Origin of the sequence: Hydrogenophaga sp. ANAO-22, from assembly GCF_042466645.1 — a bacterium.
Taxonomy (GTDB): domain Bacteria; phylum Pseudomonadota; class Gammaproteobacteria; order Burkholderiales; family Burkholderiaceae_C; genus Hydrogenophaga.
Genome location: NZ_CP159956.1, coordinates 2407836 through 2422659, shown reverse-complemented (window position 1 = coordinate 2422659; position 14824 = coordinate 2407836). Strand labels below are relative to the sequence as shown.

Annotated in this window: 13 protein-coding genes and 1 pseudogene; 11 read left to right on the top strand and 3 right to left on the bottom strand. The window is 69.8% G+C overall.

The genetic code is table 11. The features are described from left to right. Positions 1-6: 6 nt before the first annotated feature. The gene (locus ABSY19_RS11555; RefSeq protein ID WP_382162785.1) at positions 7-636 is read right to left on the bottom strand and encodes a LysE/ArgO family amino acid transporter; all 630 of its coding nucleotides are present in this window, start codon (positions 634-636) and stop codon (positions 7-9) included. A gap of 112 nt (positions 637-748) precedes the next feature. Here ABSY19_RS11555 and argP point away from each other — a divergent pair, with 112 nt between their 5' ends. Continuing rightward, positions 749-1654: an HTH-type transcriptional regulator ArgP gene (argP, locus tag ABSY19_RS11550; RefSeq protein WP_382163776.1), complete on the top strand. Its 906-nt coding sequence runs from the start codon at positions 749-751 to the stop codon at positions 1652-1654. Positions 1655-1675: 21 nt separating this feature from the next. On the opposite strand, the pseudogene ABSY19_RS11545 reads toward argP, so the two are convergent. Both ABSY19_RS11545 and ABSY19_RS11540 read right to left on the bottom strand, forming a co-directional pair. Then, positions 1676-3981: pseudogene (locus ABSY19_RS11545) on the bottom strand (molybdopterin-dependent oxidoreductase). Positions 3982-4014: 33 nt separating this feature from the next. Beyond that, complete coding sequence (locus tag ABSY19_RS11540; RefSeq protein ID WP_382162782.1) at positions 4015-4476, bottom strand: Lrp/AsnC family transcriptional regulator; 462 nt, start codon at positions 4474-4476, stop codon at positions 4015-4017. A gap of 126 nt (positions 4477-4602) precedes the next feature. On the opposite strand from ABSY19_RS11540, the gene metC reads away from it, so the two are divergent. The 10 genes from metC to lptB all read left to right on the top strand — a co-directional run bounded on the left by metC (position 4603) and on the right by lptB (position 14820). After that, positions 4603-5790, top strand: a complete 1188-nt coding sequence (gene metC / locus ABSY19_RS11535) for a cystathionine beta-lyase (protein ID WP_382162779.1) — start codon at positions 4603-4605, stop codon at positions 5788-5790. Positions 5791-5915: 125 nt separating this feature from the next. Then, positions 5916-6851 carry a 4-hydroxy-tetrahydrodipicolinate synthase family protein gene (locus ABSY19_RS11530; RefSeq protein WP_382162776.1) on the top strand — a complete coding sequence of 312 codons (936 nt, stop codon included), beginning with the start codon at positions 5916-5918 and terminating at the stop codon, positions 6849-6851. Between the two features lies 1 nt (position 6852). Beyond that, positions 6853-7632, top strand: a complete 780-nt coding sequence (locus ABSY19_RS11525) for an SDR family oxidoreductase (protein ID WP_382162774.1) — start codon at positions 6853-6855, stop codon at positions 7630-7632. Between the two features lie 86 nt (positions 7633-7718). Further along, entirely contained in the window at positions 7719-8741 is a 1023-nt protein-coding gene (locus ABSY19_RS11520) for a Bug family tripartite tricarboxylate transporter substrate binding protein (protein ID WP_382162771.1), read from the top strand. Between the two features lie 64 nt (positions 8742-8805). Continuing rightward, positions 8806-10074 carry a D-amino acid dehydrogenase gene (locus tag ABSY19_RS11515; protein WP_382162768.1) on the top strand — a complete coding sequence of 423 codons (1269 nt, stop codon included), beginning with the start codon at positions 8806-8808 and terminating at the stop codon, positions 10072-10074. 77 nt (positions 10075-10151) lie between these two features. Continuing rightward, positions 10152-11825 carry an arginine--tRNA ligase gene (argS, locus tag ABSY19_RS11510; protein ID WP_382162765.1) on the top strand — a complete coding sequence of 558 codons (1674 nt, stop codon included), beginning with the start codon at positions 10152-10154 and terminating at the stop codon, positions 11823-11825. Between the two features lie 14 nt (positions 11826-11839). After that, positions 11840-12541 carry an SPOR domain-containing protein gene (locus tag ABSY19_RS11505; RefSeq protein ID WP_382162762.1) on the top strand — a complete coding sequence of 234 codons (702 nt, stop codon included), beginning with the start codon at positions 11840-11842 and terminating at the stop codon, positions 12539-12541. Positions 12542-12614: 73 nt separating this feature from the next. After that, entirely contained in the window at positions 12615-13268 is a 654-nt protein-coding gene (locus ABSY19_RS11500) for a thiol:disulfide interchange protein DsbA/DsbL (protein WP_382162759.1), read from the top strand. Between the two features lie 122 nt (positions 13269-13390). Further along, positions 13391-14026, top strand: a complete 636-nt coding sequence (lptA, locus tag ABSY19_RS11495; protein WP_382162756.1) for a lipopolysaccharide transport periplasmic protein LptA — start codon at positions 13391-13393, stop codon at positions 14024-14026. Beyond that, positions 14023-14820 carry an LPS export ABC transporter ATP-binding protein gene (gene lptB / locus ABSY19_RS11490; RefSeq protein WP_382162753.1) on the top strand — a complete coding sequence of 266 codons (798 nt, stop codon included), beginning with the start codon at positions 14023-14025 and terminating at the stop codon, positions 14818-14820. Before lptA ends, lptB begins: the two co-directional genes overlap by 4 nt. Positions 14821-14824 lie beyond the last annotated feature (4 nt).

The window sequence follows — 14824 nt, the reverse complement described above, 5'->3', positions numbered from 1 at the left end:
CCGGGGTCAGAACAGGCTGGTCAACAACCAGGCGGCCGTGCCCCACATCATCAACGCAACCAGGCCATCCAGCACGCGCCACACGTGCAGGGAGTTGAGCCGGCGGCCGAGCCAGAAGGCGGCCGCGCCCAGCGCGATGAACCAGACCAGCGAGCCGGTGGCCGCGCCCAGGCCGAAGACGGCGCTGCCCTGGCCGTAGGCGAGCGAGGCGGTGCCGATCAGCACGGCGGTGTCGAGCCAGGCGTGCGGGTTCAGGAAGGAGAAGGCCAGGGCGGCGAACACCGCCTGGCGCGGCGACACGGGTTCGGCGGTGAGGCCGCCGTCGGCGCTGAAGGGCGTGGCGCGCGGGCGCAGGAAACGCTGGAAGGCCTGCCAGCCGTAGACGCCGAGGAACAGCACGCCCGCGCCGATCATCGCGCCGAGCAGCTTGTCCGACAGGCCGCCGAGCTGGGCCAGGCCCAGCACGCCCAGGCCGATGAGCACCACGTCGGCCAGCGCGCAGGTGAGCACGGTGAGCCACAGGTGCTGGCGCTGCAGGCCCATGCGCAGCACGTGGGCGTTCTGCGGGCCGATCGCCATGATCAGCGACATGCTCAGCACCATGCCGGCGGTGAAGGTGGGAAAGGCGAGGGTCATGCGAACTCCGGAAACCAAAACGGGTGAATGGCCGGCAGTGTGCGCGCAAAACCGCTTAATTTAAATCAAGTTAACTTAAACTCAGATCGATTGAAAATAACTTGAGTGAATGATGCTGGACGCCCGCCAACTCGACGCCCTGGCCGCCGTGGTCGAACACGGCGGCTTCGGCCCGGCCGCGCAGGCCCTCTCGCTCACGCTGGCGGCGGTGTCGCTGCGCATCAAGTCGCTGGAGGACACGCTGGGCCAGCGCCTGCTGGTGCGTGGCAAGCAGGTGCGCGCCACCCCGGCCGGGCAGGCGCTGCTGGCCCATGTGAAGCAGGTGCGGCTGATGGAGGCCGACCTGCTCGACGGCCTGCAGGGCGGGGCGCCGGCCCCGGGCGGCGTGCGCTGGCAGAGCCTGTCGGTGGCGATCAACGCCGACTCCGTGGCGGGCTGGTTCCTGCCCGGCGTGGCCCCGCTGCTGCGGCGCCACCACCTGCTGCTGGACATCATGATCGACGACCAGGACCACACGCACAGCGCGCTCAAGAGCGGCGACGTGATGGGCTGCGTGACCGCGTTGTCCACGGCCATGCGCGGCTGCGTGGCCGAGCCGCTGGGCGTGATGCGCTACCACTGCGTGGCCGCGCCGGCCGTGGTGCAGCGCTGCCGCACGCCCAAGGGCGCGGTCTCGGTGCACAAGCTGCTGGCGCAGCCGGCCATCATCTTCAACCGCAAGGATGCGCTGCAGGACGCCTTTCTGGAGCAGCACTTCGGCCTGCGCCAGCCGCGCTACCCGCGCCATTTCGCGCCGGCGGTGGAGGCCTTCGAGACCGCGATCGAGCTCGGCCTGGGCTGGGGCATGGTGCCCGAGCAGCACCTGCAGAACCGCCCGGCGTTGCAGGAAATCCTGCCCGGCGCCACGGTGGACGTGTCGCTGTACTGGCAGCACTGGGCGCACGAATCGCTGTCGGCGCAGCGACTGACCGAAGCGGTGAAGGCGGCGGCGCGCGCGCACCTGGCGGCGCCGGTCTGAGCGCCCGGGCGGCGGTGGCGCTCAGGCGGTGGTGAGGGTCGGCGGTTCGAAGGCGCGCACGGGTGCCGCCTCGCCGTGCCAGAGCGCCACGTCCACGAGCGCGGTCATGGCGCTGCTGCCCTGGGCCAGGCGCGAGGTGCCGAGGTCGATCGTGAGCACGTTCGGGTTGCCGTGGCGCTCCGGCTCGCCACCGTCGCTGTCGAACCAGGCGCCGGTGGAGATCACGACCACGCCCGGCATCACGGCCTCGTCCAGCGTGGCGCCGCCCAGGCAGGTGCCGCGGGCGTTGAACACGCGCACCAGGTCGCCGTCGGCGATGCCGCGTGCGCGGGCGTCGTCCGGGTTCAGTCGAACGCGTTGGCGCTCGCGCAGCTTCTGCTCGCGCGAGACGACCCCGGCATCGAGCTGCGAGTGCAGCTTGTCGGCCGGTTGCGAACTGATCAGGTGCAGCGGCCACTGGCGCGCGCTGTCCGCGCCCAGCCATTCGGCGGGGGCGAGCCAGCTCGGGTGGGGCGGGCAGTCCGCGTAGCCGAAGCCCGCGATGGCGCTCGAGTGCAGCTCGATGCGGCCCGACGGCGTGCCCAGCGGCGCGGCCTGCGGGTCCTGGCGGAAGGCTTCGAACAGCACCATCTCGCGCTCGGGCTCGGGCAGCTCGGCCATGCCCTCTTCCCAGAACCGGTCGAAATCGGGCAGCGGGAAGCCGGCCGCGCGCCAGTTGTCGGCGGTGCTGTCGTAGAGGGCGCGCACCCAGGCGGCCTCGTCGCGGCCCTCGGTGAACGCGGCCTCGTGCCCGGCGCGCGCCGCCAGGTCGCGGTAGATGTCGAAGTCGTTGCGGCTCTGGCCCACCGGCGCGATCGCCTGCTTCATCGCCAGCAGGTAACGGTCGCGCGAAGAGCCCCCGACGTCGTTGCGCTCCAGCGTGGTGGTGGCCGGCAGCACGATGTCGGCACGGCGCGCGGTGGGCGTCCACCAGCTGTCGTGCACGACGATGGTCTCGGGCTTCTGCCAGGCGCGCAGCAGGCGGTTCAGGTCCTGGTGGTGGTGGAACGGGTTGCCGCCGGCCCAGTAGACCAGCTCGATGTCGGGGTAGGTGCCGGTGCGCCCGTTGAAGGCGTAGCTCTCGCCGGGCTGCAGCAGCATGTCGGCCATCCGCGCCACCGGGATGCTGCGGCCGATCGGGTTGGGGCCGGCCGAGAGCCGGGGGCGGCGACATCGGGCCGGGGCGTGGCCGCGCCATTGATGGAGCCATGGCCGAAGGCGAACCCGCCGCCGGGCAGGCCGATCTGGCCCAGCACGGCGGCCAGCGCGATGCTGGCCCAGTAAGGCTGTTCGCCGTGGTGCGCGCGCTGCAGCGACCAGGTGCAGTTGATCATGGTGCGCTGGCGCGCGGCGCTGCGCGCCAGCTCGGCGATGGTGAGGGCGTCGACGCCGCAGAGGGCGGCCGCCCAGGCCGCGTCCTTGGGCTGCCCGTCGTCCGTGCCGCGCAGGTAGCGGGCCCAGGCGTCGAAGCCGTTGCAATGGGTGCGCAGGAAACCGGTGTCGTGCAGGTCCTCGGCCAGCAGGGTGTGGGCCATGCCCAGCATCAGCGCCGTGTCGGTGTTGGGCCGGATCGGAATCCAGCGCGCGCTCAGGCCCTCGGGCACGTCGGCGCGCGTCGGGCTGACGACCACGAACTCGATGCCGGACTGGGCGGCCCGGGCGATCCAGGCCGCGCTGCTGTGTTCGCCCGCGCCGCCGGAGGTGACCTGGGTGTTGCGCAGCGGCAGGCCGCCGAAGGCGATGAACAGCCGGGTGTGGGCCAGCACGCTGCGCCAGTCGGTCACGCGGCCGGTCACGGGGGCGTAGGTGCCGATCACGTGCGGCAGCAGGAACTGGGCCGCGCCCCAGCTGTAGTTGCCGGCTTGTCCGACGCAGCCGCCGCCGCTGTGCAGAAAGCGCTGGGTGAGCGTGCGCGCGTGGTGCAGGCCGCCGGCCGACGACCAGCCGTAGGAGCCGCCGAAGACGGCGTCGTGGCCGTGTTGCCCGCGCACCCGGGCCAGTTCGCCGGCCACCAGGTCCAGCGCCGTGTCCCAGTCGACCTCGACGAAACGGTCGTGGCCGCGCGCGGCGCGGTCGCTGCCCTCACGCTGGCGCAGCCAGCCCTCGCGCACCGCCGGGCGCGCGATGCGCAGCGGCGAATGCACCATGCCCGGCATGGAGCGCAGGATGGGCGAGGGGACCGGGTCGCGCGCGAAGGGCAGGCAGTCGACCACGCGGCCGTTCTCGACCACGGCGGTGAAGGCGCCCCAATGGGACAGGGAAGGAAAGTGCTGGCGCGGGTGTTGCATGGTCGGAAATGGAGGCCGCGTCTGGCACGGGGGTCAGACGGCGTAGTTGAGCGGCAGCGCGGTGGTGTACTTGATCTCTTCCATCGCGAAGCTGGAGCTGACGTCGAACAGCTCCACGATCTGGATCAGTTTCTTGTAGACGACGTCGAAGCCCGCGATGTCGGGCACCACCACCTTGAGCAGGTAGTCGGTGTCGCCGCTCATGCGGTAGAACTCGACCACCTCGGGCAGGTCGCGCACGCCCAGGGCAAAGCGGCGCAGCCACTGCAGATCGTGGTGGCTGGTCTTGATGGACACGAACACCGTCACGCCCAGGCCGAGCTTGGCGCTGTCGAGCAGGCACACCTGCTGGCGGATGTAGCCCTGTTCGTGCAGGCGCTGCACGCGCTTCCAGCAGGCGGTGGTCGACAGGCTCACGCGCTCGGCGATCTCGCTGACGGGCAGCCGCGCATCGGTTTGCAGCAGGGCGAGGATGGCTCGGTCTTTCTTGTCCATGGGTGCTTCCGAGTGTCGGGTCGGCAATGGTAAATTTTTTTCACTTGCAAGGCGGATTGAGCGCCCATTTGGAAAAAAACGTCCCCGCCCCCGCTCCTAGACTGGCCGCTCAAGGAGTTCCCTCACATGCAAGAAAGCACCCGCCTGGCCTCCCTCGGCCGAGACCCCCAGCGCTTTGGCGGCCTGGTCAATACGCCCATCTTTCGCGGCTCGACGATCCTCTCGTCCAGCATGGCCGAATGGGAGCAGCGCAAGGCCGATCGCGCCGCCGACGTGCCGGGTGCCACCACCTACGGCCGTTTTGGCACCCCCACCACGCACGCGCTGGAAGATGCCATCGCGCAGCTCGAAGGCGGTCACCGTGCCCAGCTGTTTCCCTCGGGGCTGGCGGCCATCACCACCGTGCTCACCGGCCTGCTGCGCCAGGGCGACCACATCCTGGTGACCGACAGCGCCTACGGCCCCACGCGCGGTTTTCTCTCGCGCGTGCTGGCCCGCTTCGGTGTCGAGACGACGCTGTACGACCCGCGCATCGGCGCCGGCATCGCCGCGCTGATGCGGCCCAACACCCGCGTCGTGTACGTGGAATCGCCGGGCTCGGAGACCTTCGAGATCCAGGACATCCCGGCCATTGCGGAGGCCGCGCACCGCCAGGGCGCCCATGTGGTGATGGACAACACCTGGGGCACGCCGCTGTTCTACAAACCCTTCGAGCACGGCGTGGACGTGTCCATCCAGGCCGCCACCAAGTACATCGTCGGCCACTCGGATGCGATGCTGGGCATCGCCACCTGCACCGCGCAGACCTGGCCGCTGATCAAGCAGGCGGCCCAGGACCTGGGCCAGACCACCAGCCCCGACGATGCCTACCTGGCGCTGCGCGGCCTGCGCACGCTGGGCGTGCGCCTGCGCCAGCACCACAGCGCCGGCCTGGAGGTGGCGCGCTGGCTGGAAGGCCACGACGCCATCGAGGCCGTGCTGCACCCGGCCCTGCCCAGCCACCCGGGCCACGCCCTGTGGCAACGCGATTTCCTGGGCGCGTGCGGCCTGTTCTCGGTGGTGCTCAAGACCACCTCGGTGCAGGACATGCACGGCTTCGTCGACGCGCTGCAGCTGTTCGGCCTGGGGGTGTCCTGGGGGGGCTTCGAAAGCCTGGTCATCCCCTTCACGCCAGGTGGCGACCACACCGCCGCGCGCTGGCCCTGGCGCGGCCAGGCCCTGCGCCTGCACGTGGGCCTGGAAGACCCGCGGGACCTGATCGCGGACCTCGATCAGGCGCTGGTGGCCATGTCGCGGCGCCTGCGCGCGGCCTGACATAAGCTTCTTTCCAATCTGTCTAAACGATCGGCTTCAAATGACCTTTCGGCGACTACCATCGTTCCCCTTGGGACATACTGGTTCGCCTTTTTTCTGTTCCACCCCATCCCAGGTATCTCTCCATGAGCAAGATGAAAATTGAGGGCTCCTTCGTCGCCCTGATCACCCCGTTCAACCAGGACGGCAGCCCCGACTTCGGCGCCTTTCGCAGCCTGCTGAAATTCCAGGAAGACCACGGCACCAGCGCGGTGCTCATCATGGGATCGACCGGCGAAGTCTCCATGCTCTCGCAGAAAGAGCGCGAAACCATCATCGCCGAGACCGCGCGCTTCAAGACCGGGAAGATGAAGTTCTTCTACGGTTGCACTGGCAACAACACCCAGACCACCATCGATTACCTGAAGTTCGCCCGTGCCAACGGCGCCGACGGTGCGATCCTGGCCGCACCGGCCTACATCTGCGGCCCCGAGGCCGATCTGGAAGACTATTTCCTGGAAGTGGCCGACGCCACCGACCTGCCGCTGGGCCTCTACAACAACCCGCCGCGCGTCAAGACCGACCTGCACTGGGACAACCTGCTGCGCATCTTCAAGCACCCCAACTACGTGGTGCACAAGGAGTCGACCACCCGCGTGGGCCAGGTCGCGCAGGTCCTCAAGGCACGCCCGGACGTGTCGGTGATGTGCTGCGACTCGCCCAACCTGGGCCTGGTCGTGCCGACCATGAGCCTGGGCGGCCACGGCACCGCGAACATGACCGGCAACATCGCTCCCGCCGAGCTGGTCACCATTTCCAAGCCCTGGGCCACGCCGGACGTGTCGGTCAGCTTCCGCGACGCCTACCTCGGCCTGCTGCCCATGCTGCACTACTCCTACTCCGCCATCAACCCGGTGGCCATCAAGTCCCTGATGAAGGCCGTCGGCCTGCCCTCCGGCATCCTGCGCAAGCCGCTCAAGAACCTGGAAGGCGAAGCGCTGCTCAAGGGCCTGCGCATCGTCAAGGAGCTGGAGCTGGACAAGAAGTACGGCTGGAGCTCGCCCGAGCTGAAGGCGGTCTGACATGGACCTCGGCATCGCAGGGCGCAAGGCGCTCGTGTTTGGCGGCAGCAAGGGCATGGGCCGCGCCTGCGCGCGCGAGCTGTCGGCCGAGGGCGTCGAGGTGGTGATCGCCGCCCGCACGCCGGCCACGCTGGAACAGGCGGCGGCGGAGATCGCGGCCGAAACGGGCACCCCGGTGCGCTGGGTGTCGGCCGACATCACCACCGATGCCGGGCGCGACGCGGCCTTGGCCGCCTGCCCGGCGCCCGACATCCTGATCAACAACGCCGACGGCATGCCGCCCGGCGATTTCCGCGAGTGGACGCCGGCCGACTGGCACCGCGCGGTGGACTCGATGATGGTCGGTCCGATCGAAATGATGCGCCGCACCGTGGACGGCATGATCGAGCGGCGCTTCGGCCGCATCGTCAACATCGTCTCGCGCAGCGTCAAGACGCCGCAGCTGGAGCTGGGCCTGTCCAACGGCGCGCGCTCGGGCCTGGTGGGTTTCGTGGCCGGTCTGGCGCGCCAGACCGTGCGCCACAACGTGACCATCAACAACCTGCTGCCCGGTGTGTTCGCCACCGACGCGCAGCGCCACCACATCCTGGGCATGCTTGACACCACGGGCAAGACCTTCGACCAGCTCTGGCACGAACGCGGCACGCAGAACCCGGCCGGCCGCTATGGCGAGGCCCATGAGCTCGGGGCGCTGTGCGGCTTCATCTGCTCGGCGCGCGCGGGCTACATCACCGGTCAGAACCTCTTGATCGACGGAGGCGCCTACCCAGGCACCTTCTGACATCCGTTTTGCAAGCCGGCACCCGACCGGCGTCACCGGAGACAGCGTCCCCACCACCGTCCCATCGCCAACCATCCGAGGTCTCCATGAAATCGATCCATCGCCGCGCTTTCACCCGTTATGGCGTCGCCCTGGCCAGCCTGGCCAGCCTGGCCGCCGCTGGTGCGCTTCACGCGCCCCTGGCCCTGGCCCAGGCGCCGTACCCCACCGCCAAGCCCATCGTCATCGTCGTGCCGCACGCGGCCGGTGGCGCGGTGGACGGTGTGGCCCGCACCCTGGCCGAGCGCCTGGCCGAGGATCTGAAACAAAGCGTGGTGGTGGAGAACCGCCCGGGGGCCTCGGGCCTGATCGGCGCCGCATCGGTGGCGCGTGCCGAGGCCGACGGCTACACGCTGTACTTCAACGCCTCCATCCACGCTGCGGCGCCCCTGCTCTACAAGAGCCAGGTCAAGTTCGACGCGATCAAGGACTTCACGCCGATTGGCATGGTGGCCGAAGGCGCGCTGATCTTCAGCGTCAACCCGCAGGTGCCGGCGAACACGGTGATCGACCTGGTCAACGTGGTCAAGGCCAACCCCAACAAGTACAGCTTCGTCACCAGCGGCTATGGCTCCGCGGGCCACCTGGGCATGGCGCAGTTCGTGTCCGACGTCGGCCTGGCCGACAAGGGCATACCGATCGCGCTGTACAAGGGCGCCGCGCCCGCGCTGCAGGACCTGATCGGCGGCCAGGTGCACGCCATGATGGACCCCTTCCTGTCCTCGCTGCCCCACGTGCAGAGTGGTCGCTTGCGCGCCCTGGCCCAGACCGGCCGCGTGCGCAGCCCGCTGCTGCCCGATGTGCCCACCATGCGCGAAGCCGGCCTGCGCGACTTCGAGTTCTATTCCTGGTACGGCCTGTGGGCGCCGGCCAAGCTGCCCGCACCCGTGTTGAAGGCGCTGGAGTCCGCCACCGAGCGCTCCACGAAGTCGGCCGCGTTCAAGACCAAGCTCAACGGCCTGGGCTTCGACGCCACCTTCCGCAGCTCGGCCGACTTCAACAAGTACATCATCAGCGAGACGGCCAAGTACCAGGCCATCATCGAGAAGGCCGGCATCAAGATCGAGTGACCACCCGGTCTTGCGCGGCCTCGGGCCGCGTGGCCGGTGGGCGCGCGAGCGGGCCGATCCGACGATGAGAGTCCTGGTGCTGGGCGCGGGCGTGGTCGGCATGGCCACGGCCTACTACCTCTGGCGCGATGGCCACGAAGTGACCGTGGTCGAGCGCAACGCCGGCGCGGCCGGCGAGACCAGCTTCGGCAATGCCGGCGGCCTGTGCCCCAGCTTCGCCGGCCCCTGGGCGGCGCCCGGCATGGTGTCCAAGGTGATGCGCATGCTGCTGCAGGCGGACGCCCCCATCCGCTTCCGGCCGCAGGCCAGCCTGCACCAGTGGCGCTGGATCGCCCGCTGGGTGGCCGAATGCAACCCGGAGAGCTTTCGCCGCAACAAGCTGCGCATGCAGCGCGTGGCGCACTACAGCCTGGCCTGCCTGCGCAGCCTGGCCGACGAGGCGGGCCTGCACGACTTCGACTTCCACGCCGACGGCACCCTGTGGCTGTTCCGCACACCGCAGGAGGCCGAGCTGGGCCGGCTGGCCGCGCGGGCGCTGGACAGCTTCGGCGTGCCCTGGCGCTGGCTGGAGCCGCACGAGGTCGATGCCTGCGAACCCGCGCTGGCGCAGCGCAGCGCCCGCATCGCCGGCGCGCTGCAGCTGCCCGCCGACGCCTCGGGCGACAGCCACCGGTTCGCCCAGTCGCTGGCGCAGCTGCTGCGCGACCAGGGGGTGGCGCTGCGCTTCAACACCACGGTCGAGGCGCTGGAGACCGAAGGGGACCGCGTCACCGGCGTGCGCAGCTCGGCCGGGCGGCTGACGGCCGACGCCTATGTGGTGGCCCTGGGCAACCAGGCGCCTTTCCTGCTGCGCCCGCTGGGACTGAGCCTGCCGGTCTACCCGCTCAAGGGTTATTCGATCACCGTGCCGCTCCTGGCGGACGCGCCCGACATCCGTCCCGCGCTGATGGACGAGCACAACAAGGTCATGATCTCGCGCCTGGGCGGGCGCATCCGCGCGGCGGGCATGGCCGAGCTGGGCGGCTATGGCCTGAGCGCCGACCCGGCCCAGCGCGAGATGCTGCTGCGCGTGGTGCGCGAGTTCATCCCGCGCGGCATGGACGAACAGCGGGTGGATTTCTGGGCCGGCCTGCGCCCCATGACGCCCGATGGCCCGCCCATCCTGGGGCCCACGCGCTGGCGAGGCCTGTTCCTCAACAGCGGACATGGCTCCAACGGCTGGACCCAGGCCTGCGGCACCAGCCGCATCGTGGCCAGCCTGGTGGCCGGGCGCACACCCGAGATCGACCTCGAAGGCCTCACCGGCGAGCGCTTCGGCATCAGCGCGCGCTGAGGCGGGGTGACCCCGGCAGGGTGCCGCCGGGGCGCCGATCCCGCCGCGAAAGGCGGCCCCCGTAAAATTCCGCCCCTATGCTCAAGATCAAACAGGAACTGTTGGACGGCCTCGCCGCTGCGCTGGAAAGCCTCTCGCCCGGTGCCGGCGCCAAGGCGGCGTTCGAATCGCCCAAGGTGGCGGCCCATGGCGACTTCGCCAGCACCGCGGCCATGCAGCTGGCCAAACCGCTCAAGCTCAACCCGCGCCAGCTCGGCGAGAACCTGCGCGCCCTGCTGCTGGCGCAGCCGGTGTACCAGCGCTGGGTGTCGGAGATCGACCTGGCCGGCCCGGGTTTCCTCAACATCCGCCTCAAGCCCGAGGCCAAGCAGCAGATCGTGCGCGAGGTGCTGCAGGGCGGTGACGCGTTCGGCGTGCAGCCTTCCAACGGCCAGCGCCTGATGGTGGAGTTCGTCTCGGCCAACCCCACCGGCCCGCTGCACGTGGGCCACGGCCGCCAGGCCGCGCTGGGCGATGCGATCTGCAACCTCTACGGCACCCAGGGCTGGAGCGTGCACCGCGAGTTCTATTACAACGACGCGGGCGTGCAGATCGGCACCCTGGCCACTTCCACGCAGCTGCGCGCCCAGGGCGTCAAGCCAGGCGATGCGGGCTGGCCCGAGGCGGCCTACAACGGCGACTACATCCAGGACATCGCCAACGACTTCCTCGCGAAAGAAACCGTGAAGGCCGACGACCGCGAGTTCACCGCCAGCGGCGACGTGAACGACCTCGACGGCATCCGCCAGTTCGCCGTGGCCTACCTGCGCCACGAGCAGGACCTGGACCTGCAGGCCTTCGCGGTGAAGTTCGACCACTACTACCTGGAGTCCAGCCTGTACACCAGCGGGCGCGTGGCGGCCACGGTGCAGAAGCTGATCGACGCCGGCAAGACCTACGAACAGGACGGCGCGCTCTGGCTCAAGTCGACCGAGTACGGCGACGACAAGGACCGCGTGATGCGCAAGTCCGACGGCTCGTTCACCTACTTCGTGCCCGACGTGGCGTACCACATCGCCAAGTGGGAGCGTGGCTTCAGCAAGGTCATCAACATCCAGGGCACGGACCACCACGGCACCATCGCGCGCGTGCGCGCCGGCCTGCAGGCCGCGGGCGTGGGCATTCCCCAGGGCTACCCCGACTACGTGCTGCACACCATGGTGCGGGTGGTGCGTGGCGGCGAAGAGGTCAAGATCAGCAAGCGCGCGGGCAGCTACGTCACGCTGCGCGACCTGATCGAATGGACCAGCAAGGACGCGGTGCGCTTCTTCCTGCTCAGCCGCAAGCCCGACACCGAGTACACCTTCGACGTCGACCTCGCGGTGCAGAAGAACAACGACAACCCGGTGTACTACGTGCAGTACGCGCACGCGCGCATCTGCTCGGTGCTGGCCTCGTGGGGCGGCGATGCCGCCTCGCTGGCCGACGCCGACCTGTCCGCGCTCGACAGCGCGCCGGCCCAGGCCCTGATGCTGCTGCTGGCCAAGTACCCGGCGATGCTGAGCGACGCCGCGCGCGACTTCGCGCCGCACGACGTCACCTTCTACCTGCGCGAGCTTGCGGCCAGTTACCACAGTTACTACGACGCCGAGCGCATCCTGGTCGATGATGAGGCGGTGAAAAAAGCCCGCCTGGCGCTGGTGAAGGCCACCGCGCAGGTGTTGCACAATGGCCTGGCCGTGCTGGGCGTCAGTGCCCCGCAGAAGATGTGATGGTGAAACAAGCGATGAAAAAGAAATCCTCCGCCAACCGAAGCAGCTTCGGCGGCACCCTCATGGGTTTCGTCATCGGCCTGCTCGTGGGCCTGGGCGCCGCGCTGGCCGTGGCGGTGTACGTGACGCGCGTGCCGATCCCGTTCGTGGACCGCAACGTCTCGCGCAACCCCGATCAGGACGCGCTCGAGGCCGAGCGCAACAAGGGCTGGAACCCGAACCGCAGCCTGGGTGGCGCCCCCGTGCCGGCCACCCCCGCGCCCGCCGTGCCGGCCGCGCAGGCGCCGGGCGCCATCGTGGTGCCCCCGGCCGATGGCCAGCCCCTGCCGGCGCCGGCCGTGCCCGCCACCGGTGCGGCCACCCGCCCGGCCGCCGACCCGCTGGGCGACCTGGTGCAGTCGCGCCTGGGCCAGCCCGGGGCCGCCGCGCCAGCGCCCACCGCGCCGGCCACCACGGCCGCCGCCGCCCCCGGGGCCGACCCGTTCACCTACTTCGTGCAGGCCGGTGCCTTCCGCACGCCGGAAGACGCCGAGGCCCAGCGCGCCAAGCTCGCCATGCTGGGCATCGATGCCGCGATCAGCGAGCGCGAGCAGAACGGCCGCACGGTGTTCCGCGTGCGCGTGGGCCCCTTCAACCAGAAGGCCCTGGCCGACCTGACGCTGGAGCAGCTGCAGGTCAACCACATCGAGTCGGCCCTGGTGCGCGTGCAGCGCTGAGGCGAACCTCCGGCGGGAACTTTTGCGGCTCCGGCCAGCCCCAACCGGGCCTGTTCCCCTGGAGTTTCATTTCATGCAACGTCGCGATTTCTCCCGTTCCCTGCTGGCCGCCGGCACCACCGCCCTGGGCGCCGCCAGTGGCCTGACCCTCACGCCCGCCCTGGCGCAGCGCGTGGGCCCCAAGGAAGGCGTGGACTTCATGCGCCTGGCCCAGCCGGCTCCGGTGCAGAGCCCGGCGAGCCAGGTTGAGGTGCTGGAGTTCTTTGCCTACAGCTGCATCCACTGTTTCAACTTCGAGCCGATCTTCGAGGACTGGATCCAGAAGAAGCCGGCGCATGTGACCGTCAGGCGCATGCCGGTCGCCTTCAGCCCGCAGTTCGTGCCCATGCAGCGCCTGTACTTCACGCTGGAGGCCATGAACCTGGTCGACAAGCTGCACGCCAAGGTCTTCCAGGCCATCCATGTGGAGCGCCTGCCGCTGACCACGCCGCCGGCCATCATCGACTGGGTGGCCAAGCAGGGCGTGGACCGCGCGAAGTTCACCGAGATCTTCGACATCGCCGCGACCGGCCAGAAGGCCCAGCAAGCCGTGAACCTGCAGGATGCCTACGGGGTGGAGGGCACGCCCGCGCTGGGCATCGGTGGCCGCTACTACCTGCCTGGGCAGGGCCCGCGCACCCTGGTGGTGGCCAATGCCCTGATCGCCGAACTGCGCGCCAAGGCCTGAAACCACCGCTTGTCCCGCTCCCAAGGCCCGCCCCGTGCGGGCCTTGTGGTTTGTGCGGCGCTTCCCCGGGGAAGCAGGTTGTCGCCGCTACAATGAATGCAAGTTTCGTGCCCTCAAATCCCATGCCCCTCCTTTCCACTTCCCGCCGCGCCGTTCCCTGGGCCCTCTGCCTGTCCGCCGCGCTGTGGTGCGCGGGCCCTGCCCAGGCCGAGAAAGCCGACCGCAACCTGCCCTTGAACGCCGAGGCCGATGCGCTGCGCCACGACGACGCGCGCCAGACCAGCGTGTTCACCGGCAATGTGGTCATCACCAAGGGCACCATCATCATCCGCGGCGACCAGGTCGAGGTGCGGCAGGACGCCCAGGGCAACCAGTTCGGCATCGTGCATGGCAAACCCGGCTTCTTCCGCCAGAAGCGCGACCTGGTCGACGAGTTCATCGAAGGCACGGGCCAGCGCATCGACTACGACGGCAAGGCCGACACCGTGCGCTTCACCGGCAACGCGGTGCTCAAGCGCTTCAAGGGCACGCAACTGAACGACGAGACCACGGGCAACGTGATCGTCTACAACAACACCACCGACGTGTTCACCGTGGACGGTGGCGTGGCCAACCGCACGCCGCAGAACCCCACCGGCCGCGTGCGCGCCATGCTCACGCCCGTGCCCAAGGAGGGCGGCGTCCCCGCCACCCCACCGCCGCCCGCCCCGCCGGCCACGCTCAAACCCAGTCCCCAGCTCGAAGAGGGCCGCCAGTGACGGATGCCTCTCCCAGCCCGGCGGCCACCCCCAGGGGCCGCCCCGCCCCGGTGGTCAGCCGCCTCGAGGCGCGCGGCCTGCAGAAGTCCTACGGCAGCCGCAAGGTGGTCAAGGACGTGTCGCTCGCGGTCTTCAAGGGCGAGGTGGTCGGCCTGCTCGGCCCCAACGGCGCGGGCAAGACCACGTCCTTCTACATGCTGGTCGGCCTGCTGCGCTCCGACGCGGGCCAGATCCTGCTGGACAACCAGCCGATCGAGAGCCTGCCCATCCACCGCCGCGCGCGCCTGGGGCTGGGCTACCTGCCGCAGGAGGCCTCGATCTTCCGCAAGCTCAGCGTGGCCGACAACGTGCGTGCCGTGCTGGAGCTGCAGGAGGACGAGCAAGGCAAGTCGCTGGACCGCGCCACCATCGAAAGCCGGCTCGACGCCCTGCTGCAGGACCTGCACGTGGAGCACTTGCGCGATTCGCCCGCGCCGGCGCTCTCCGGCGGTGAACGCCGGCGCGTGGAAATCGCCCGCGCCCTGGCCACCGAGCCGCGCTTCATCCTGCTTGACGAGCCCTTCGCCGGCATCGACCCCATCGCCGTGATCGAGATCCAGCGCATCATCGGCTTCCTCAAGTCGCGTGGCATCGGCGTGCTGATCACCGACCACAACGTGCGCGAAACGCTGGGCATCTGCGACCGCGCCTACATCATCAACGACGGCCACGTGCTCACCAGCGGCACCCCCGCCGAGATCGTGGAAAACGCCGACGTCCGCCGGGTGTATCTCGGCGAACACTTCAGGATGTGAGGCC